Genomic DNA, 21,927 nt, shown 5'->3' with positions numbered 1-21,927 from the left:
GAGAACATCGGCTTTTTAAAGTTGCTTGTTGGAGCTCATTAGGAGCGATTGAAAATCGAAGAGACAGGATTATTTGACCAACTGTGGAATGTAATCCACGATATTATAAATAGGAGCACTGCTCTGTTGCGTAACAGCCAAAATTAATGCACCTTCGAGCATCGAAATGATAAGTACCGCCAGACTGTGTGCCTTTTCCTCTGTCCAGCCCGATTTCTGAAGACGTTCTATATAAATGCGCTGCCAATCTGCAAATGTATTCACACAAGCATGACGTAGCGATTCGCTAATACAGGAAGTTTCAGCAGCAGCCCAGAAGCCAATCGGCATGAAGTCGTTAAAGCCGGTACGGTCTGCCTCCTCAGCTGTATTACGAATAAAATTCTGAATGGCTAGTACAGGATTATCGTTTTCGTCCAGTGTCTGTTTTAATTTTTGCTTAATAAATTCATTCCCTCTTCTTATGCACTCCAAAGCTAATTCTTCTTTACCACGCGGAAAATAATAATAAAGTGAGCCCTTCGGTGATCCACTCTCCGCAAGAATCTGATTCAGTCCAGTTGCGTGATACCCCTGATGAAAAAAGAGCTTCGATGCGGTTTGTACGATATTCTCGTATGATTCAGGTTTAGCAGCCATATACAGCATCCTTCATTATATATTATTTATAATTTACTTTGACAAAAAAATAACAACATGTTTATTATATATAGACCGATCGTTATAATTCAATACCCATTAATTTATTGGAGGAACAAAAACAACATGAGTACAAAGAGTCAAACGAGTTCACCCTCTGAACCCAAAACGTTCAAGGTGCTACCTATTATGATTGCCCTGCTCCTTAGTGGCTTTATTGGAATGTTCAGTGAAACGGCACTTAACATTGCACTGAATGATTTGATGCAGATTTTGCATATTACAACTGCAACAGCCCAATGGCTGACGACCGCTTATCTGCTGACACTCGGTATTTTAGTACCTGTATCGGGATTGCTGATTCAAACCTTTACGACAAGACAGCTGTTTGTTACATCGTTGCTGTTCTCAATAGCTGGTTGCCTCGTTGCTGCACTTTCACCTACTTTTTCAGTGCTATTGATCGCTCGTATTCTTCAGGCCATTGGTACAGCGCTGTTATTGCCGTTGATGTTTAACACCATCTTGATCATTTTCCCGGCTGAAAAGAGAGGCGCGGCTATGGGGATCATCGGATTGGTAATTATGTTTGCACCTGCGGTGGGACCTACCATTGCAGGACTGGTACTGCAAAATCTGTCTTGGCACTGGATTTTCTGGATTTCTCTTCCGTTTTTAGTTCTCTCGCTAATTTGCGGTATTTTATTTATGCAAAACGTTTCAAAAACGACCAAGCCCAAAATTGATCTTTTATCTATCCTCCTGTCTTCCATTGGCTTCGGTGGTGTCGTGTTTGGTTTCAGTAAATCTGGAGAAGGTGGCGAAGGTTGGGCTAGCCCGATGGTTCTGCTTCCAGTGATCGTCGGTCTGGTATCGTTGATACTGTTCTCTGTACGTCAATTGAAAATGAAGCAGCCAATGTTGAATTTGCGTGTGTTTAAATATCCAATGTTCGTTATCGGCGTTATTATGGTGTTCCTATGTATGATGACGATCCTTTCTACGATGCTGATTCTTCCACTCTTTTTGCAAAAAGGGCTGGCTCTGTCTGCTCTAGCAGCAGGTTTGGTACTTCTGCCTGGTGGGATTATCAACGGTCTCTTGTCTCCCATTATGGGCTCCCTATTCGATAAATTTGGTCCCAAATGGCTTGTTATTCCAGGCCTTGTGATTGTGGCCGCTGTTTTGTTTTTCCTGTCCGGCATTACAACAACTTCAACTCTCGTACTCATTATTGTGCTTCATAGTTGCTTGATGATCGGCATTTCCATGATTATGATGCCAGCTCAGACAAACGGCCTAAACCAGCTCCCTATGGATCTATACCCAGACGGAACGGCCATTATGAGCACGCTCCAACAAGTTGCTGGTGCTATCGGTACAGCCGTAGCGGTAAGCATTCTCTCGAAAGGCATGGACAGCTATTTGAGCCAATCCAGTATGCCTGAATCCGTAAATGAAATGGCTAATGCCATGGCAATCGGATCACAAAATTCATTTTTCTTTGCGATGATCATCAGTGTGATCGGGTTGATCCTTGCGTTTTTCATCCGTAGAGTTCATGTTGAACATGGCACTGCCAAAGCACCCATGCATTAATTCATAAATTTTTAGCCATTCCAAATTAAACATTTCTAAATACACTTAAAGGCTGCTAACCATCTCACTATTGGTTATGCAGCCTTTTTTCATATGAATTTAAATACACATTCATCAATTACATATTTACAAAGCTCCTTCATTTGGTTACGATATGATTTATGTATTAAAGCGTAAAAATTACGATTACTATTAAGGAGGACTCCCTGTTGTTTAAGCGTTCGTATTTTAAACTATTTATACCTGCGGTAATTGCGGTGATGATGGCAGCCTGCGCTTCATCTCCGTCAGCTTCACCCTCTCCATCTGCTGCACCACAAGATAAAAGTGTCACCTTATTGTTCAATGTGCAAAGCCCTTCTATAGATCCTCATTCAGATGTAAATTACACAGCTGTTCGTGCTGGAGTAAGTGAAACACTGATCAAAGTGAACAAGGATCTTAAGCTGGAAGCTTGGCTTGCAGACAAATGGGACAGCAAGGACGGACAGCACTGGACCTTCAACATCCGACCAGGTGTGAACTTCCACAGCGGTAAAGTCGTCAATGCCCCTGCTGTCAAAGCCTCCTTGGAAAGAGCGCTAAAGCTCAATCCATCGGTCAAAAATGCGCTACATATCCGTGATATTCATGCGGATGGACAGATTTTGACCATTACGACAGACAAGCCTTTCCCGGAATTTGTGTCCGAGCTGGTTCATCCGAATACGGCTATTATAGACACAACAGCTACAGGTGAACTCCCATCAGGAACGGGACCGTTCAAGGTTGCCAGTTTCCGTGCTGGAAGTGAACTGAATTTAGATCGCAATGAACAATATTGGAACGGTGAAGTAAAGTTGAAACATGCTAAATTCATGTTTAACGAAGACGCCAATGCACGTCAGCTTGCTTTTCAAGCCAAAACTGCTGATATTGTGTATCGCCCGCCAATTGAAAGCCTGGAGCTATTGAAAGCTGATTCTACCGTTAAGGTTGACTCACTTCCTAGTTTGCGAACGCATCAGCTTATTTACAATATGAACAATAACGATCTGAAAAAGACGGCTGTTCGTAAAGCATTTGATAACCTGATCAACCGGGATGAGATCGCCAGTGGTATCATGTCTGGTCAGGGAACCCCTGCTCAAGGCCCGTTCTTGTCCGACTTTCCTTTTTCACCGGAATATATTACGAAACAGTTTGATTTGAATGCTGCCCGAGAAGGCTTCAAGCAAGCTGGATATACAGTACAGAACGGTAAAGTTGCGAACCCCGACGGCAAGCCGCTTCATCTTACATTGCTAACTTACCAGTCGAGAGCGGAGCTTCCACTCATCTCTCAGCTTATTCAGGCTAACGCTAAAGAACTTGGCATTACGATTGATATCCGTCAGGTTGATAATATTGACGAATATCTTGCCGCTCATCAGGATTGGGATTTAGCGACTTATAGTAGCATTACAGCCCCGCGCGGCGATGCAAGCTATTTTCTGAATGCGGCTTACATGCCTGAAGGAGCACTGAATTATGGGCGTGTGCATGTACCGGAACTCACGGGTATGATTTCACAACTGAACACCACCGTGAATGAGGAAGAACGCAACAAGCTGGCGCTGAAGGCTGTCACGCTGATTGACCAAGAAAATCTGCAATCCTTTCTGGTCCATCCAAACAACGTAGTGGCCTATCGCGATTACGTACATAACTGGGTAACTAGCCAAAGTGAATACTACTTGCTGACCCAGGACCTGGATGTGAACTAGCATGTTTAAATCCATCGCCAAAAAGTTTCTTGAACTGGTCTTGTTCTTTCTTATTCTTTCCTTTGTGAGCTTCTGTCTGCTTAAGCTTGTTCCGGGCGATCCCGTCCGGAGCATTCTCCGAGTCGACGATGTAGCTGTGTCCAATCAGCAAATTATGGATATGCGCAGCCAACTGGGGCTGGATCAACCATTACCTGTGCAATATGGTAAGTGGTTGGTCCAGTTGCTTCAGTTTGATTTTGGACAATCTTATTTAACCCATCGTCCAGTATTCACAGAGTTTATGGAAAAACTGCCTTATACACTGCTACTTACCGGAGGGTCTCTGTTCATTATGCTGCTGATAGCTCTCCCGTTGGGAACGATGGCGGCGCTCTACCGTAACCGCTGGATTGACAGAGCCAGTCGTGTGTTTGCCTTAATTGGCTCCTCGATTCCCAGCTTTTGGCTGGGGCTTTTGTTTATCGAATGGTTTGCAGTTAAATTACGTATTTTGCCGTCTATGGGTGAAGGAACCGCTTTTCATTTGGTACTCCCTTCTCTTACCTTGGGATTGGCAATGGCGGCCGTTTATGTACGAATGATCCGCGCAAGTCTGATTGAAAGCTCGGGGCAAGACTTTATCAAAGCGGCGCAAGCGCGTGGAATCAGCCCCATCCGCATTTTTTTCAGACATATGCTCCGTCACAGTCTTGTTCCACTCATTACGGTATTCAGTGAGAGTATAGGCAGCCTACTGGGAGGCACAGTCGTGATTGAAGTGCTATTCGCCTATCCAGGGCTGGGCAAATGGATTGTGGATGCCATTGCTGCAAGGGATTACCCCATTATTCAGGGCTATACCGTATTTATGGCTGCATTCATTGTATGTATCAATATTTTGGTAGAGCTGTCCTACCGTTGGGTCAATCCTGAAATCGCTTTGAAGGAGAAACGTTTATCATGATAAAATCCGTACATGCGGAAAACAGGCAGCTCACTAGAACGCGATTGTCCAATACATGGATCGTGTCGCTCTCCATCCTGCTCATTCTTGCAGCAATTACAGTCGTTCCGTTTCTTGCTCCGCAAGATCCGTATCGTATCCAGATGGGGAATCGACTACAATCGATCAGCGCTACACACTGGCTGGGAACAGATCATTTGGGCAGAGATGTACTATCGAGAGTGATAGCTGGACTTCGGACGACTGTCGGAACCAGTTTATTGATTTTGGCCGTTTCGCTGGTTGTCGGGGTCCCTCTTGGTCTGCTTTCAGGGTTTATTGGAGGCTGGATGGATCGTGTATTCAAACGGGTGGTCGATGCCTTCATGACATTACCTGATTATATTTTTGCCATTGTACTGAGCGGTTTGCTCGGACCAGGCTTAGTAAATCTTATTTTCGCGGTGACTGCGGTAAAATGGGTTGGTTATGCGCGCCTGGTGCGTAGTACCGTTCTGGCTGAAAAGCAAAAGGATTACATTTCGTTATCCATACTGGCGGGTACCTCCTCCCTGCGGATTGTCATGCGGCATATTCTCCCCCATGCAATTGGGAATGTTCTTGTGCTAGCTACGCTGGATATCGGCAAAATCATTTTAATGATTGCCTCCCTATCTTTTTTGGGCTTAGGTCCACAGCCGCCAATTCCCGAATGGGGTACGATGTTGAATGAAGGACGAGCGTATTTTCAAATGGCTCCCCACCTGATGCTGGTTCCAGGGATAGCTGTCGTGCTAACAGTGCTACTGGCGAACGTATTGGGAGACAAACTGCGCGACCGTTATGATGTTAAAACCCGGACAGAGGAGTGAGCTGTACATGCTGACTATTGAAGGCTTAACGATTCGGACAAATATAAAAACGATTGTAGAGCAACTGAAGCTTGCCGTTCGTCCGGGGGAATGGTGTGCTCTAGCCGGCGAAAGCGGTAGTGGCAAAAGCATGACGGCATTTGCTATCGGCGGCCTTCTCCCCTCTTCTGTTACAGCGGAAGGAATTATTGCGTGGAAGGACAATAATTTGCTGGATTTATCCGCTAAACAACGACGTTCTTTGCTTGGTAGTGAAATATCTTACATTTTTCAAGACTACCACGGGGCTTTCACCCCCTTTCTGCGTGTGGGCAGCCAACTGGACGAGCTGATGCGCGCCCATGGCAAACAAGATCGCAAGGCACGTAAGCAACGCTGTATCGAGGTGCTGGAGCGCGTACAGCTTCCCGCCGAGCGCGTGTACCGCAGCTATCCGTTTCAGCTCAGCGGCGGTCAATTGCAACGGGCAGCTATTGCGGCTGCACTACTACTGGAGCCGAAGCTGCTTATTGCCGACGAGCCTACAACTGCGCTGGATACGCTCACAGCTCATCGGGTGCTTCAGCTCATTGACCAAATCCGGACGGAGACGGGTATTTCCGTCTTGTGGATCACTCACGACCTGCGTCATGTACGCAAGTATGCAGATCGAATCGCAGTGATGCACGAAGGTTCACTGGTTGAAACTGGTGAAACGCAAGCGGTGCTGAACCATCCGGCCCACCCGTATACTCGTCGTCTACTGGCGGCTATTCCGCCGCTGTCTCCGGGCGCTCCAGTACGTTTGCCTTACAACAGCACTGAAGAACAGAACGCATTGGAAAGGAGCGCTTTACATGAATAATCAAGCCGCCTACGCTCAGCAGCAAGACACGTCTAATGCTGTCGTGACCGTCTCCGGTTTGACGAAGGCTTACGCTGGAGGTAAAACGGTGCTGCAAGATGTTGCTCTGTCGATCTCCCCCCGAGAATGTCTGGGTATCGTCGGGGAAAGCGGCAGTGGGAAAAGCACACTCGCTCGCTGTATTTTGACATTGGACCCGTTTGATCAAGGTGAGCTTAGACTGGATGGACAGTCTATCCGTGGGCTAAAGCGGAGCGAATTAAAACGGATTCGTAGCAGGCTGGGTGCAGTATTTCAACATCCATCCGCGGCTTTGAATCCCAGACTAACCATCCTGCAATCCCTGCTGGAGCCACTGGACCAGCTTAAGTACTATGTTCCTTCCTTTATGGCGGGTAAGTCCTCAGAACGTCGGGATACAGCAGAACATTTGCTTGAGATGGTAAAGCTTCCAGCCAGCTACCTGGACAAGTTTCCACATCAGCTCAGCGGTGGGGAAAAGCAGCGTGTAACCATCGCACGTGCCATCAGCACAGAACCGGATTTTATCGTATTGGACGAGCCAACAGCAAGTCTGGATGTGACCACACAAGCCACCATTTTGAATCTGCTCAAAGATTTGCAGGATGAGCTAGGACTGGCTTATCTGTTTATCTCACATGATCTGGCGGCTGTGCACTTTATGAGTGATCGAATCATGGTCATGAAAGAAGGCAGTGTGCTTGAGCATTTTCCCAAAGAAGCATTATTTCATTCGGATCGCCATCCCTATACACAATCATTACTGGAGGTTTTTTCAACATGTTGCCTTCCCACCGAGCCTATCTTGCTTTAGCTATCCCTTTAATTATTTCGACGATTACAACCCCGCTGCTCGGTGCGGTGGATACAGCTGTAATCGGTCATTTAAGCCATTCCGCGTATTTAGGCGGTGTAGCGGTGGGCACTCTTATTTTTAATACTTTATATTGGTTGTTTGGCTTTCTGCGAGTCAGCACATCAGCTTTCACGGCACAAGCCGCAGGGGCACAAAATAACGACCAGGGCATAGCTGCTCTCATGCGCCCACTGGCCATTGCTTTACTCATTGGTGCGGTATTCGTTGTGTTACAAAAGCCAATTCTGCTGGCTTCTCTCCAGCTAATTCATCCGGCGCAGGATGTGGCGGCGCAGGCAGCGATTTATTTTAACATTCGTATTTGGGGAGCACCTCTAACATTGGTGAACTATGTGCTGCTCGGCTGGCTGATGGGATTGTCCCGTGTGAAGGCTACATTGTTTTTGCAAATTTCAATGAACGTAATCAATATGGTATTAGCTATTGTATTTACACAGATGATGCATTGGAATGTCACGGGTGTGGCAAGCGCTACTCTGATTGCGGAAATTCTTGCATGTGTATTGGGTCTGGCGCTGGTGTTCCGCTCATCGATTTGGAGGGAATGGAAGCAAAGCGGACAGATGAATTGGCGAGGTTGGTTTGGAGCTTCAGAGTTGAAAAATGTCATGGCGACAAACCTTGATCTCATGATTCGCACAGCCTGTCTGCTGACAATGTTTAATCTGTTTACGGCACGCAGTGCGAGCTTTGGAACCGATCAGTTGGCGGCGAACGCTATTTTGTTGCAGATCCATTATATTATGGCTTACTTTTTTGATGGGTTCGCCAACGCCAGTAGCATTATGACGGGTCAGGCTAGGGGTGCCGGGGATCGTAAAATGCTGCAAAGGGTTATTCACTTGTCCTGGTTCTGGACACTGGTGACCAGCGTAGTGACGGGAGGATTGTATTTCGCACTGAAAGAGCCGCTTATCTCGCTATTTACGGATAATGCTACAGTGATTAACCTTACAGGCCCTTATAATGGATGGCTTGTGGTCTTTCCGCTGGCAGCCGGACTGGGACTGGTATTCTACGGTGTGTTTACGGGGATGACGGTAACGTATCCGATCCGTAATTCGATGCTGATCTCATTGCTCTGCTTTTTGATCGCTCTCTTCTGGTGCGTTCCCCATTATGGGAATCACGGACTTTGGCTGTCCTTTATTGTATTTGCCCTAGGACGGTCGCTGTTTCTTGTAATCTATTTACCTCGCTTGCAGAGGATATAGCAGCACCTGATTTACATCGCTCTCAAAACAAAGGATGTCCCATCCACCATGTACGTGGTGTTGGGACATCCTTTTATTATATATTCATACGGCTTTCAGGTTAGAGTTTGCAGATACCTCTACTCGCCTTGAGGAACGGTCAAGCCCAAACCTTCGGCTACACGACGTCCATATTCAGGATCAGCTTTATAAAAATGACCGATCTGACGCAGTTTGATTTCATCACTTTCTACGGGCTTCATCGCATTTACGATGTTTCGGACCAGACGTGCACGCTCTTCTTCACTGAGCAAGCGGTACAGGTCGCCTGGCTGTGTGTAGTGATCATGATGATCGTAGGCTACACTTTGAGCTTCGCCAGACACTTCAAAAGGAGCAATTTTGTGCGCAGGTGATTCTTTGGGTCCACCGAGACTATTAGGCTCGTAATAAACAGATCCTCCGCCATTGCTGTCACTGCGTAATGCACCATCGCGTTGGTAGTTGTGTACTTCTGCATGCGGACGGTTGATCGGCAACGAATTATGATTTGCACCTACACGGTAGCGATGTGCGTCGCCGTAGGCAAACAGGCGTCCTTGCAGCATTTTATCCGGGGATGCTTCAATTCCAGGAACAAATGAACCCGGAGAGAATGTCGCCTGCTCTACCTCAGCAAAGTAGTTCTCAGGATTGCGATTCAGCACCATGCGCCCAACCTCAATCAGCGGATAATCCTTTTGAGACCATACTTTTGTCACATCAAATGGATCAAAGCGGTACGTATCTGCATCTTCTACCGGCATAATCTGCACATGAAGTTTCCATGCAGGAAAATCACCTTTTTTGATGGCATTAAACAAGTCTTCTGTATGATAATCCGGATTTTCACCGGCAATTTTCGCAGCCAAATCCACATCAAGATTTTGCACACCTTGCTCCGTTTTAAAATGATATTTCACCCATACTGCCTGTCCTTCGGCGTTGACCCACTTGAACGTGTGACTACCGAAACCATGCATATGTCTAAGTGTAGCTGGAATACCGCGGTCAGACATAAGGATACTTACCTGATGCAGCGATTCAGGAGATAAGGACCAGAAATCCCAGACCGCATTCGGGTTTTTCAGATGAGTTTGGGGATGACGTTTTTGCGTATGAATAAAGTCAGGAAATTTAATGGCATCCCGAATAAAAAACACAGGTGTATTATTGCCCACGAGATCATAGTTGCCTTCTTCTGTATAAAACTTCACCGCAAAACCACGCGGGTCGCGTACAGTATCGGACGAGCCCAGCTCACCCGCCACAGTCGAAAAGCGAATAAACATCGGTGTACGCTTGCCCACCTCAGACAAGAAGCTTGCTTTTGTAAATGCAGACAAATCATTAGTGACTTCAAAATATCCGTGCGCCCCTGCACCTTTTGCATGAACGACACGTTCCGGCACACGCTCCCGGTTAAAATGCGCCAATTTCTCCAGCAGATGCACATCCTGAATTAGTGCGGGACCCCGTGAGCCTGCTGTGATCGAATTTTGATTATCTCCAACAGGAGCGCCCCAGCTTGTAGTCAGATTCGTTGGTTGGTTACTCATGATTGACATCACCTCTTGAATGAATTGGTTGACTATGTGCCTTTCACTATAAATTGTGCACAAACAAAAATCAATACTTTTTTATAATTATTACAATTTAGGATTTAGAATTAGTTTAAAATCATAAACAAAAAAGCAAGCCCTATAAGGCTTGCCGTATATGCAGTATTGTATTTATTTACTAATAGGTATGCTTCAATTTTCACGTTCTGTAATGATTACTTTGATCACTTCTCGAAGTCTTGGCATGGAGGCTTTCAGACAATATTCATGTAGAATTCATCATAAAATCATAAAAGCAGCTGCTTCCTATCAAGAAAATCCAAGATGTCCTGAACCGACTGGATTACCTCCCGACCTTCAGTCGATACGATTAAATCCGGTTCCAGCGGTACTTCATAGGGAGCATCAATCCCCGTAAAATGATGAATTTCTCCGGCACGTGCTTTCTTGTACATTCCTTTTGGATCGCGTCGCTCACATTCCTCCAAGCTGCACTGTATATAAATCTCATAGCAACCTTCCTGCTGTAAAATGTCCTTTACCATTTCACGATCTTCACGATAAGGGGAAATGGTGGCGCAAATCGTTAGAACACCCGCATGTGCCATTAGCTTTGCAACTTCAGCAATACGGCGGATATTTTCTTTACGGTCAGCGGGCAGGAAACCTAGATTCCGATTTAAACCGTGCCGAACATTATCCCCATCTAAAATAAACGTGTGTATGCCTCGTGCGTATAACGCTTTTTCAAGTGTGGAGGATACCGTTGATTTTCCCGAACCAGACAGGCCAGTAAACCAAAGCACCGGACTTTTATGTCCATTCAAAAGCTGACGCGCTTGCTTATCAACATCGGACACATGCCAGGTTATATTCGAAGATGGATTCATTCAGCACCTTCCTTTTTCATGAGATATTATAGTAAACAGTTTTTATGCACAGCTCAAGCTTCAGGATAGAGCATTTTTAAAGCTGTTTAAAGTACGCTGCTCTGCTTTATGATCCAACACTGCAAAAACAATCCGGTCAAACAACAAGCCATATCCTTCATCTACAAGTACTTGCTTGAACCAGAGGGCAACCTCTTCCGGCTTATTGCGGAATACTCCGCAACCATAGGCTCCCAGCACAAGATGTTCTACGCCGTTTTGCTTAGCCATTCCAAGAATGTAACGAATCCGCTCCAGCATCACTTCACCAATCCGATTCACCTGCTCTGGTTCCCGTTCTCGCACAACTCCAGCATTTACAGCAGGTGCGGTCAGGAAATCGACTTGATACGGCTTCTCCAACAATGTCCCCTGATCATCCCGAAATACCGGAACTTCAGGCGAATAAATCATATAATCTGAATAAAAACAGCTCCGCAGCTTCCGATTATGTCCATACATCTCTTCCATTTGTGAAATGCAAGGATACAATGCTGACGAACGAGCCAAGCTTTCTTCTTGAGCCTGGCTGCCTCCGAGAAATCCACCTCCCGGATTTTTGGCTGATGCAAAATTCAAACACGCCACGTGGGCCAGCTTCTCCTCTACCTGGAGTCTGTATGCCGCCTGTAACGTGCTTTCTCCCGTAATTTCCAATTTTGCAATGATCGTCTGTTCGTCTATACGGGAAAAAGGCCCCAATATACTTTTTATTCTTTGCTCTGCCTCTTGTTTTACAGCTACCAGCTGAGAAGGTGTATATAACTTCGAGTCTGTGACCGCATTTCCTATCTCTTTTGTCATATTTACTTGAACCAGTTTGATATTCGTATAATACCCAAGTTCCAAAATGGATAGTGTTTCCTGCGCCATATGCGATCGGGCATCCCGGTTGCTCCGGGAATTCATTGTATTTTTCATGATGACTATTCCTCCTTTTGCAATACATCCTCACGTAAATTTGTCAATATTTCTCCTAGCCAGTTCGTGCCACGCCATAGCTTGCGGTTCCGTATACGAGCATCGCTCTCAGCTAAGCCTACACCCCAAATGGTGTCGGTCGGACTAGCCTCAACCAGAGTGGTTCCTTTCGTTTTAAGCAGGTGCTTGAGCAAATTCGGATTTTGTGTAAACTTGGCGTAATTACCGTCATATACAAATTGCCGGCAATTGGCCTCCCACAAGGATTGGTCAAATCCGCGCACACTGCGGCCCCGGGCTTTTTGCTCCCTTGGGGTAGGGGCTTGCATAATTTTCAAGGCCGCCTCTTCATCCCCAAAAAGCTGTGCTTTTTTCAACATCATATATTGCTCGGCACAGTTAAACTCCAATCCATCCACGACAAAATCAGAAGGATACCATTGCGAAAATGGCGAATGACTGCGATAAAAAAATGTAAACTTTTCCATGAAGATTCCTCATTTCATATTCCTTATGCTACATAAAACGCGACCGAGGCTTAAATCGGTATAACTTGGACGGACGATGTCCAGCCGCCTTTCTATACTCATTGGTTTCTTCCACGAGATCAGCTATTTTGCGACGAAAAGCTGCGGCCAACAGCTCCTTACCTAGAATAATTTCATACACCTGCTGAAGCTCACTCAGTGTAAATAGAGCTGGCATCAGGTGAAACGCGATATCTGTGTATTCTATTTTGCTGCGCAGACGCTCTATACCGTACGCAATAATTTTGGCATGATCAAAAGCAATTCCTTGTGACTCCAGCACCTCTCGCTTGATTTCAATGGTTCTTCCCTTAAGAATTTCAGTTATTTTTACTTTGGCTGATAGATGGATGTCCCCATGCTTCAATGTGATATCAATGTCTTGTTCCCATGTGTAACCTTCCGGCTGCTTCGTCCGCGTCTCCTGAGCTACGCTGTAATCCAGCTCAAACCATTGGGCATCAGCGGCATCATCCCCCGCCTGTACCTCCAAGGAATCGTGGTCCACCAATGCCATGTAAGCGCAGCTAATTACCCGCATACGAGGATCACGTGCCACATCTCCCCAAGTATATAGCTGCTCCATATAAATCTGATCCACATTCGTTTCCGTTTTAAGCTCGCGTCGTGCAGCCTCTTCCAGACTTTCATCTATACCTACAAAACCACCCGGCAACGCCCATTGCCCTATATAGGGATGCTCCCCTCTTTGGATCAAAAGAAGCTGGAGGGTCTTCTCCGGCAGCTTCCGGTAATTTTGTTGGAGCTGATCCATTACCGTAAATAGCAGCATATCTACCGTTACGGATGGGCGCTCATATACATTCGCATCATACAGGGCCAAGAACTCCTCTTCCGTCAAGCCACTGTGATTATGTTTCGATCCATCTGTCACTTGCGTCACCTACCTGTTCATATATGGGTCATTTGTCGCTTTTGATTCAAAAGTGACGAATGCTTTATGTAATTTTTAATTTGAATAAATTGATAAAAACAAAATGTTAATATCAATACAATAATATATAAAAAGCGCTTCGTCAATAGGGTGTATAGACCTATTTTCAATCGTTTGATAGTACTATTAGACTGTTTACTGAATTTTACTTGTTGCTTATTGTCATATCATGTATGATGTTTTGGTCAATATAGGAAATACAACATACTAAACACGTAGGGAGAAGATCTAATTGACTAACCAGTTTAACCCGCAAAACAATCAGCAAGGAGCACCATCCAGGCCAGCCCCTGTTTACCCGCCTCCTGTATCATTCAAGGAGTGGATGATCAGTTTACTTTTGATGGCTATACCGGTAGTTGGACTTATTATGCTGTTTGTGTGGGCATTTAGCGGCTCGACTAATCCGAGCAAAGCTAACTATGCTAAAGCAGGCCTTCTTTGGGCCGCTATTGTAATCGTGATCTATATCATTATGGCTGTTGCTCTGTTGCCTGCTATCATAAGTTCATTGAATTCAAGCAGCTACTATTGATTCCAAGTACATAGCAAAATAACCTTCTGATGAATCAACCTGATACATCAGAAGGTCTTTAAACTAAACTGCCGATCCCGTCGGCAGTTTTTATTTGATCACTTTTTGCTTTACTCCTTTATTCTCACAGCATAACGATTCATCATTCCCGGCATCCCCTGAAAATCAAGTTTGCCATGGGCGATCAAATATTGAATCCGGTATTCCAAAAAAGTATCGCTTCTTGGCTGCGACCACTGCGTTAAAGCTTGACCTATTATTTTTCCGGTGTTCACAAATCCCAGATTATCCGCTAACTGTATCTTGCTAATCATATCCAGCAAGGCCTGATCCAAATAATCCTCCGGCACATGGACAATACGGTCATTGTCCCATAATCTCAGGACACTATCTTGCTCGCTAAGCTCCAACCACTCCCGTTCATATCGACGTCGGTCTTCCATACACACCACATAAAGTTCATCTTCACTTCGCTTAATGAACCGTTCGATTTCTTTCGAATGCACCACGCCCATGGATAAAGGGAATGGACTCTCATTATATAAATGATCATCCGGCTCCCGCTCCAAGGTATCCGTGACATTAATGACCCGAATAGGTGTAGCTCTTTTGCGCAAGAGATATAATACAAAGCGTAATCCGACCTGCTCGTCAGCATTAGAGCCACACCAAATCGTGATCGACTTCTCATCTGGAATTTCACTTAGGGTAACCATCATCTGTTCAATACGGTGCTCCCAATTGGCGTAATGGAAAAACTCATAATGCATCATCCGTTCAGCCAACCAGCCGTGACGGTTTTCTTGTCCTTCTAATGTTTCCAGCCTCCACAATGGTCCTATGGAAAACTGATCATTAAAAGACAGCACGATACTCTCAAGCCGCAATCCTGCACCTGAAAGTCCTCCCTTCATCGAGCCTGCGGCAGACTGAGAAAACAATAGATGCACATGCCTCTCCCGGGTGCGCTCATGCTCCAGACGCTCATTTCGGCTCGTTTCCACATCATTTGCCCACTGCTCTAATATAGGATTAGCCCATTCAGGATTTTTGTCTGATAAGGCTGCAACCTGCTCCAGTACACTATGTACAAAACCTCTAAGTCTTCGACCCTTAATAACCTCATCGTAGTCTTCATCAAAATTCGGTTCATTATGAGATAACAACAAGTCACTGCCTCCTTTTATCTAATTCAATTCAAACTTGTCTTTCGACCAGAAATATCTTTAGAATAGGCGTATAGCTATCACTTCTTACTCTACAATAAAATACCACAGATTGCTTACTTGACTGGAGGAAAAGAAATGACATCGGAGTGGCAGAGATTACAGACCAAACTGCCGGAATGGGTAGAACAAAGCCGTCATGAGTATATTCATGGCAAGGTAGCAGCATATATTCCCGAACTGTCCAAAGCACCAGCCGACGCGCTGGGTGTTGTTGTAATGAGCGGTGCGGGTGAAACCGTAGTGGCCGGGGATACGGAAATCCAATTTACGATGCAAAGTATCTCAAAGGTATTTACGCTCATTCTGGCCTTGATGGATAATGGAGAGGACGTTGTCTTCTCTAAGGTGGGTATGGAGCCTACCGGAGACCGTTTTAATTCCATGCTAAAGCTAGAACTAGTTGAGCCGGGCATTCCGTTTAACCCACTGATTAACGCCGGAGCAATCGCAGTCTCCTCTCTGATTCGCGGGAACAGTCCAGAAGAGAGATTTGCCCGTGTTCTCCAATTTTTCCGCCTGCTTACCCACAATGACACATTGGAATATGATCAGGATGTCTACGATTCAGAATCTGCCACAGGCCATTTGAACCGTTCCCTTGCTTATTTTCTAATGGAAAAAGGAATTTTAAGAGGTCATGTGGAGGATGTGCTTGAAGTTTATTTCAGACATTGTGCTGTCAAATTGAACTGTGCTGATTTAGCTCGTATGGGACTTGTATTAGCTTACAATGGTCGAGATCCGGTGACAGGTATACCGCTGATTCCCCGCCGCTATGTACAGATCGCCAAAACATTTATGACGACATGCGGCATGTATGACGCTTCAGGGGAATTCGCCATTCAAGTCGGACTACCTGCCAAAAGCGGCGTATCAGGCAGTATTATGACGATGGTACCCGGACGATATGGCATTGGACTGGTTGGACCTTCTCTGAACCGTATGGGCAACAGTACAGCCGGTGTACACTTGCTGGAGAAGATGTCTCGGGATTTGGACTGGAGCTTGTTCTAAGTATACGGAAAAAAGGGTATTCCCAGCCTTTACGGCTCATAGGAATACCCTTTTTTGTTGCGTGTCTTCTATGTTACGAGATTTGACCGTTAATCAGTTTAATTTGAATGCGGAACGGATCAGCTACATACTTGGCGCCATCGCGTTCTTGCATTCCATAGCCTGCTGCCTCTAAACGAGCTACAATGGCATCCAATTCATTCTGATCCGGTACGATCAATTCAAAATAATCCAATCCTGCAGCGTGCTCAGGAGCTGGTGGTGCTCCTTCACCTGCCCATATATTCAAGCCCATATGGTGGTGGTAACCACCTGCGGAAACGAACAAGGCTGAAGAGCCATACCGGCACGTAATGTCAAAGCCAAGCACATCGCAATAAAATTGCTGTGCTTTGAGCAAATTAGACACATGGAAGTGGACGTGCCCGATTACCGTTCCCTGCGGTAGTCCCTGCCAAGGTAGATTTTCGGAAATCGCAACCAAGTCTTCTGCATCCACGGGATCTGTTCCCATCATGTAAAATCCATTTGCATCCTTTTTCCACTGATCACGGGGACGATCTGCATAGATTTCGATTCCGTTATTATCAGGGTCATGGATATATAGAGCTTCACTTACATCATGGTCTCCCTGTCCGATTTCAATCTCATGAGCCAGCAGATTACGTAAAGACAGGCCCAGAGCTACACGGTTTGGGAGAAGAATAGCAAAGTGATATAACCCGGCAGCAGATTGACGCGGCAGAATAACTGCATTTTTAATATAGTTAAGGATCAGTAGCGCATGCTTCCCATCGACAGTCAATTCAGCGGTATCCGCCGTTTGACGCAGCAGCTGAAAGCCAACGACCTCTGTATAAAATTGAATAGAACGCGCCAAGTTACTAACCTTTAATGAAACCTGCCCGATTTTGGTGTTGTCATGAATATGTGCTGTCATGAGATTTCCCTCTTTCTACATGGATTGGAGGACTAAAGCTAATCAAAAATTATTGTTTGGTTGACTCACGACGGCTGAACAAAGAATCCAGAGACAATCGAGTCGTTGGAGCAAATACCAGATGAAGAGCTACCAGAATAAAAGCAATATCCAGCTCATAGCCAGCGCCTTGACCATTCCCCATCAACCCGCCGGACAATTTTGCTGTAAAAATGGCGCCGATCAAAACAATAACCAAAAGCCCAGATACATAGCGAGTGAGCAATCCAAGAATCAATGCAATCCCACCGACCAACTCAATCACCGCAACGACATAACCTAAAAATCCTGGAACGCCAATGCTGGAAAACCAGCCTGCTACATTACCCAACCCCATTTGGAATTTAGCAATTCCGTGTGCCAAAAACAAAATTCCCAGCGCCACCCGCATAATTGTAGAAATGTTTTTGCTTGCTGAACTCATGTTTATCTCTCCATTCTGTTTGTTTATTACACTCATACAAGTGCATATGAATAATTAATTTATATTACTAATAATTTGGTTAAAAAAATAATACTGTCTGAATCTCTGCCGCACCACATTAGTGTGAATCAAACTCGAATTATTAGTAATAGAAATAATTATTTTGTAGTGTGAATTTATCATAAGAAACTGTAGTCTGTCAACAAATTATTTGGTATGATAAATAATAAATTAGTATACATTATATTACCTTAAAGGAGGAACGCTCTATGGGTATAGGATGCAACATACGCGCCGCTCGTAAACGTAAAAATTTATCCATCCAGCAAATATGTGAACGAACCGGACTATCGCAAGGGTTTATGAGTCAAGTAGAAAATAATAAAACCTCCCCTTCCATCGCAACATTGGACAGTATCGCAAATGCGCTTAAGGTTCCCCTTGCTTTTCTGCTTCTTAAAGAAGAGGAACGGATGCAAGTGATTCGTAAGGACGAGCGTCGTAAAACGTTATATGGTAAAAACAACCTCCAGGTCGATCATTTGGGGGGGCAAGGAAACGTTAAAATGATGCTGGTGGACATGCCGCCAGGCTCATCTACAGAAGAGGAGCATGCTCATGCGGGGGATGAGATTCATTTTATCTTGGAGGGCACGGTATACGTGGAGCAAGGCGAGGATTCAGCTACTTTGGAAGCAGGAGATTCCTTTAGCTGGAGGGCAGCTATCCCCCATTATGCCAAAAACGTGGGTGAAAACAACGCCCGTATCCTGATTTCCGTATTTCTCGAAGCAGAAAATGACGCCTAATAGGCTTGATCACAGGGTTCTTGTCATAGACCGCAAAGTAGATATTAATATGTAAAATATATAGGCCGAATAAGGCTTTTTAATGTTTATTTTTACCTAAACTAACATTATAGGTAAAAATATTACATATATAGGGAGAGACAGACATGAAGAGGAGTTGGACAGAAGACGAGCTGTTAGAACATTTTATTTTGGTTAACATCGAGCGTAAATTAATCGGTAACAAAACTGGTGCGAGCCGTCTTGGTTTTACGGTGTTATTAAAGTATTTTCAGCATGAGGCTAGATTCCCAACCAAAAGAAGTGACATACCAAGGCCTGTTGTTGAGTATATTGCAAAGCAACTCGAGCTGTCTCCTGATCTATTCGACCAATATCGTTGGGGAGCTGAAGAAAGGAATTACACCTACCATAGAAAGCAAATTCGAGACTTCTTCGGTTTTCAGGAACTTACCCGTAAAGATAATGAACGTTTAGAACAATGGTTAGTAGAACAGGTTCCATTTACACATGATACAGACTATTTAAAAAACCAAGCATATAGTCTTTTTCGCAAGTGGAAAGTTGAACCACCTTCTGCCGGGAGATTGAACCGAATAATTGATTCTGCTATTGATACCTTTGAAAAGGGTTTCTACCAAGAAACCTATCAGCAATTATCTTCTAAGACATGCGCTCGATTAGATTCTTTATTAGACTCCCATGATAAGGGGGAATCTGATGAAGAGGAAAGGGACATTTTAGCTTTTCGGCACCTACTTTCTTCCCCTCGTAAACCAAGTGTCAATACAATGGAGATGGAAGTTAAGAAATTATTGGCTTATTCGACACCTTCAAATTCCAGATGGTTTATTTCATCATTTGACTCCAAAATTAATAAAGAAATATCGGCTTCGTGCAGCTACTGAGACAGTAACAGAATTGCGTGCACACCCAATGCCTATTCGCTACACCTTACTTGCTATTTTATTTTGGCATCGCCAAGCTGAAATCATCGATTATTTAGCTGATTTGTTAGATGAAATCACGCTTAAGTTTGGAAATAAAGCAAAGAATACAACCCGTAATGAAACAGTGGCAGAGTTAGAAAAAGTACAGGGGAAAAATAAACACATTCTCAACTTATTAAAAGCAACAGTTGATCATCCAGATGGAATCATTCAAGATACTTTATATCCAATCGTAAGCTCTTCCACCATTCGGGATATTATTAAAGACATGACAAGAAACAACCGAGAATACAAAGAAAAAATTTATATAAAGATGTACTCTTCCTATCGAGGGCACTATAGGAGAGCTCTCTGTGATATCCTAAAAAACCTTACGTTTAAGTCTAATAATCTATCCCATCAACCTATCATTGAAGCTCTTCAACTTATTCAAGAATACAGTGAAAGTGGTCAGCGTTTTTTTGCAGTTGGGGACGAAGTTCCTATTGAAGGAGTCATTCAGCCTAAGTGGAAGGATATCATTATTGAGGAAGATAGCAAGGGGATAGAGAGAGTTAACCGAATTAATTATGAGATTGCTGTTTTACAATCCCTTCGCACGCGACTTCGGTGTAAGGAAATCTGGATTGAGGGCGCTGACCGATATCGAAATCCTGATGAAGACCTGCCCCAAGATTTTGAAGAACACAAAGAAGAATATTTCCAAGCGCTAAAAGCGCCACTCGATGTAGAGCCTTTTATTTCGGACATTATACAACTGATGAAAGATAAGCTCTATTTACTGAACCAAGGCTTTGAAGATAAGAGCAACGATAAAGTTGCGATTACCAGCAGAAATAACAAGGGATGGATTCGTGTTACCCCGCTAGAAAAGCAGCCCGAACCTCCACATTTGTCTATGATTAAACAGGAGATCAGAAACCGTTGGTCCAATATCAACCTCTTAGATTTATTAAAAGAAACAGACTTTCATACTGGATTCACCAAGCACTTTAAAACTACAGCGGACCGGTCTATTTTAGATGAGGAAACGATTCAACGTCGGCTACTTCTCAGTCTATTTGGATTGGGAACAAATACAGGTTTAAAAGCTGTCTCTGCTGGAAATAACCAAGATAGCTATCGTGAACTTCAGTATATCCGTAATAAATTTATTCATAAAGATCACTTGCGAAAAGCCAATGCAGAGGTTACCAAGCAAATCATTTACCATCGAATAAAAGAGGTGTAGGGGGAAGCTACTACCGCCTGCGCTTCCGATTCAAAACATTTTGGATCGTGGGATCAAAACCTTCTTACTGAATGGCATCCTCGTTATAAAAGACATGGAGTCATGATATATTGGCATACAGATCGCAAGTCAGCATGTATCTATTCTCAGCTTAAAACTTGTCTTTCCTCCGAAGTTGCAGCCATGATGGAGGGTGTTCTTCGTCATTGTACAGACATGGAAATAGACCGAAATTATGTAGACACGCATGGACAAAGTGTCGTTGCTTTTGCCTTTTGTCATTTGCTTGATTTTAAGCTGATGCCACGCTTCAAAAATATTGGCTCTCAAAAATTATATCGTCCTGAAGCCGGAATGAATGAGGAATATCCTCACTTACAACCTGTATTAAGTAGGCCCATTAACTGGGATCTCATCCGTCAACAGTATGAGCAAATCATTAAGTTTGCGACTGCTTTACGGTTAGGAACTGCATCAGCAGAAGCTATTTTAAAGCGATTTACGAGAGATACGAAGCACCCGACTTACCAAGCTTTATGTGAGTTAGGGAAAGCGATAAAAACCATTTTCTTATGTGATTATCTGCATTTTGAGGAAGTTCGTAGAGAAATCCATGAAGGACTAAATACCATTGAACATTGGAATTCTGTTAACAATTACATTTTTTATGGAAAGAATAGCGAAATTCGGTTCAATTCTCTAGAAGACCAAGAAGTATCTGCATTATCGCTCCAATTGCTTCAAAACTGCTTAGTTTATATCAATACTTTAATGGTTCAAGAGATTCTCTATAATAACAATCAGTATTGGTTAAAGAGGATGACTCCCGAAGACTTTAGAGGATTAACACCTTTATTTTATAACCATGTGAATCCATATGGGACATTTAAATTAAATATGAATAAGAGAATTCCAATCAATCTAAAAATTTCATAAAAGTGTTGCTTTGAAATAAAGTTTGATCAAAAACACCTCACAAACTCGTATTTTTTACGGTAAATAATAAGAATCCACTTTGAAAAAAAGATTGATCAAAATGGATTCTTATTCTACAGATTTAAGTTTCGGTTTTATAAAAAAGTTTGATCATTTTCTACCTTTGATACTC

General features: G+C 44.0%; 19 protein-coding genes and 1 pseudogene. 11 read left to right on the top strand and 9 right to left on the bottom strand.

Features of this window, described 5'->3' with window-relative positions:
- Positions 1-69: 69 nt before the first annotated feature.
- Complete coding sequence (locus NSS66_RS23415) at positions 70-639, bottom strand: TetR/AcrR family transcriptional regulator (RefSeq protein WP_338532437.1); 570 nt, start codon at positions 637-639, stop codon at positions 70-72.
- Between the two features lie 126 nt (positions 640-765).
- Between NSS66_RS23415 and NSS66_RS23410 the strand changes: the two genes are divergently transcribed.
- From NSS66_RS23410 to NSS66_RS23380, 7 genes are all read left to right on the top strand, one after another.
- Positions 766-2,238 (top strand): DHA2 family efflux MFS transporter permease subunit, encoded by a 1,473-nt coding sequence (locus tag NSS66_RS23410; protein WP_023988847.1) that lies wholly within the window; start codon positions 766-768, stop codon positions 2,236-2,238.
- A 209-nt stretch (positions 2,239-2,447) separates the two neighbouring features.
- The gene (gene nikA / locus NSS66_RS23405) at positions 2,448-3,983 is read left to right on the top strand and encodes a nickel ABC transporter substrate-binding protein (RefSeq protein ID WP_081326341.1); all 1,536 of its coding nucleotides are present in this window, start codon (positions 2,448-2,450) and stop codon (positions 3,981-3,983) included.
- 1 nt (position 3,984) lies between these two features.
- On the top strand, positions 3,985-4,929 hold the full coding sequence (nikB, locus tag NSS66_RS23400) for a nickel ABC transporter permease (RefSeq protein ID WP_023988849.1): 945 nt from the start codon (positions 3,985-3,987) through the stop codon (positions 4,927-4,929).
- Positions 4,926-5,780: a nickel transporter permease gene (gene nikC, locus NSS66_RS23395; protein WP_023988850.1), complete on the top strand. Its 855-nt coding sequence runs from the start codon at positions 4,926-4,928 to the stop codon at positions 5,778-5,780. The genes nikB and nikC overlap by 4 nt, the downstream gene beginning before the upstream one ends.
- Before the next feature lie 7 nt (positions 5,781-5,787).
- The gene (locus tag NSS66_RS23390; protein ID WP_340959893.1) at positions 5,788-6,624 is read left to right on the top strand and encodes an ABC transporter ATP-binding protein; all 837 of its coding nucleotides are present in this window, start codon (positions 5,788-5,790) and stop codon (positions 6,622-6,624) included.
- The gene (locus NSS66_RS23385; RefSeq protein WP_068938778.1) at positions 6,617-7,459 is read left to right on the top strand and encodes an ABC transporter ATP-binding protein; all 843 of its coding nucleotides are present in this window, start codon (positions 6,617-6,619) and stop codon (positions 7,457-7,459) included. Before NSS66_RS23390 ends, NSS66_RS23385 begins: the two co-directional genes overlap by 8 nt.
- Entirely contained in the window at positions 7,426-8,736 is a 1,311-nt protein-coding gene (locus NSS66_RS23380; protein WP_340959892.1) for an MATE family efflux transporter, read from the top strand. Before NSS66_RS23385 ends, NSS66_RS23380 begins: the two co-directional genes overlap by 34 nt.
- Positions 8,737-8,855: 119 nt before the next feature.
- Here the strand turns inward: NSS66_RS23380 and katA are convergent, their stop codons facing one another.
- The 5 genes from katA to NSS66_RS23355 form a co-directional block, all read right to left on the bottom strand.
- Positions 8,856-10,313 carry a catalase KatA gene (katA, locus tag NSS66_RS23375; RefSeq protein ID WP_028541635.1) on the bottom strand — a complete coding sequence of 486 codons (1,458 nt, stop codon included), beginning with the start codon at positions 10,311-10,313 and terminating at the stop codon, positions 8,856-8,858.
- A gap of 290 nt (positions 10,314-10,603) precedes the next feature.
- Positions 10,604-11,206 (bottom strand): adenylyl-sulfate kinase, encoded by a 603-nt coding sequence (gene cysC / locus NSS66_RS23370; RefSeq protein WP_068938777.1) that lies wholly within the window; start codon positions 11,204-11,206, stop codon positions 10,604-10,606.
- 60 nt (positions 11,207-11,266) lie between these two features.
- Complete coding sequence (locus NSS66_RS23365; protein WP_068938776.1) at positions 11,267-12,166, bottom strand: TIGR02452 family protein; 900 nt, start codon at positions 12,164-12,166, stop codon at positions 11,267-11,269.
- A 5-nt stretch (positions 12,167-12,171) separates the two neighbouring features.
- Complete coding sequence (locus NSS66_RS23360; protein WP_023988856.1) at positions 12,172-12,654, bottom strand: NADAR family protein; 483 nt, start codon at positions 12,652-12,654, stop codon at positions 12,172-12,174.
- 28 nt (positions 12,655-12,682) lie between these two features.
- Positions 12,683-13,588, bottom strand: coding sequence for an NUDIX hydrolase (locus NSS66_RS23355; protein ID WP_340959888.1), 906 nt, complete (start codon positions 13,586-13,588; stop codon positions 12,683-12,685).
- 292 nt (positions 13,589-13,880) lie between these two features.
- On the opposite strand from NSS66_RS23355, the gene NSS66_RS23350 reads away from it, so the two are divergent.
- Positions 13,881-14,183, top strand: coding sequence for a hypothetical protein (locus NSS66_RS23350; RefSeq protein WP_023988858.1), 303 nt, complete (start codon positions 13,881-13,883; stop codon positions 14,181-14,183).
- A 110-nt stretch (positions 14,184-14,293) separates the two neighbouring features.
- Here NSS66_RS23350 and NSS66_RS23345 read toward each other — a convergent pair whose 3' ends face one another.
- Positions 14,294-15,352 (bottom strand): DUF1835 domain-containing protein, encoded by a 1,059-nt coding sequence (locus NSS66_RS23345; protein ID WP_028541639.1) that lies wholly within the window; start codon positions 15,350-15,352, stop codon positions 14,294-14,296.
- 135 nt (positions 15,353-15,487) lie between these two features.
- Here NSS66_RS23345 and glsA point away from each other — a divergent pair, with 135 nt between their 5' ends.
- On the top strand, positions 15,488-16,426 hold the full coding sequence (gene glsA, locus NSS66_RS23340; RefSeq protein ID WP_340959886.1) for a glutaminase A: 939 nt from the start codon (positions 15,488-15,490) through the stop codon (positions 16,424-16,426).
- 73 nt (positions 16,427-16,499) lie between these two features.
- Here glsA and NSS66_RS23335 read toward each other — a convergent pair whose 3' ends face one another.
- Both NSS66_RS23335 and NSS66_RS23330 read right to left on the bottom strand, forming a co-directional pair.
- Entirely contained in the window at positions 16,500-17,366 is an 867-nt protein-coding gene (locus NSS66_RS23335) for a VOC family protein (RefSeq protein ID WP_340959884.1), read from the bottom strand.
- Positions 17,367-17,415: 49 nt separating this feature from the next.
- Positions 17,416-17,829 carry a DoxX family protein gene (locus NSS66_RS23330; protein ID WP_013310427.1) on the bottom strand — a complete coding sequence of 138 codons (414 nt, stop codon included), beginning with the start codon at positions 17,827-17,829 and terminating at the stop codon, positions 17,416-17,418.
- Positions 17,830-18,098: 269 nt separating this feature from the next.
- Between NSS66_RS23330 and NSS66_RS23325 the strand changes: the two genes are divergently transcribed.
- Together NSS66_RS23325 and NSS66_RS23320 are read left to right on the top strand one after the other, a co-directional pair.
- A complete protein-coding gene (locus NSS66_RS23325) occupies positions 18,099-18,638 on the top strand; it encodes a helix-turn-helix domain-containing protein (RefSeq protein WP_023988862.1) in 540 nt (179 codons plus the stop codon).
- Between the two features lie 146 nt (positions 18,639-18,784).
- A pseudogene (locus NSS66_RS23320) lies at positions 18,785-21,755 on the top strand (Tn3 family transposase).
- The last annotated feature ends 172 nt before the right edge of the window (positions 21,756-21,927 follow it).

Origin of the sequence: Paenibacillus sp. FSL R10-2748 (assembly GCF_038005565.1) — a bacterium.
Classification (GTDB): Bacteria; Bacillota; Bacilli; order Paenibacillales; family Paenibacillaceae; genus Paenibacillus; species Paenibacillus polymyxa_B.
This window is presented reverse-complemented; position numbering and strand designations above follow the sequence as displayed.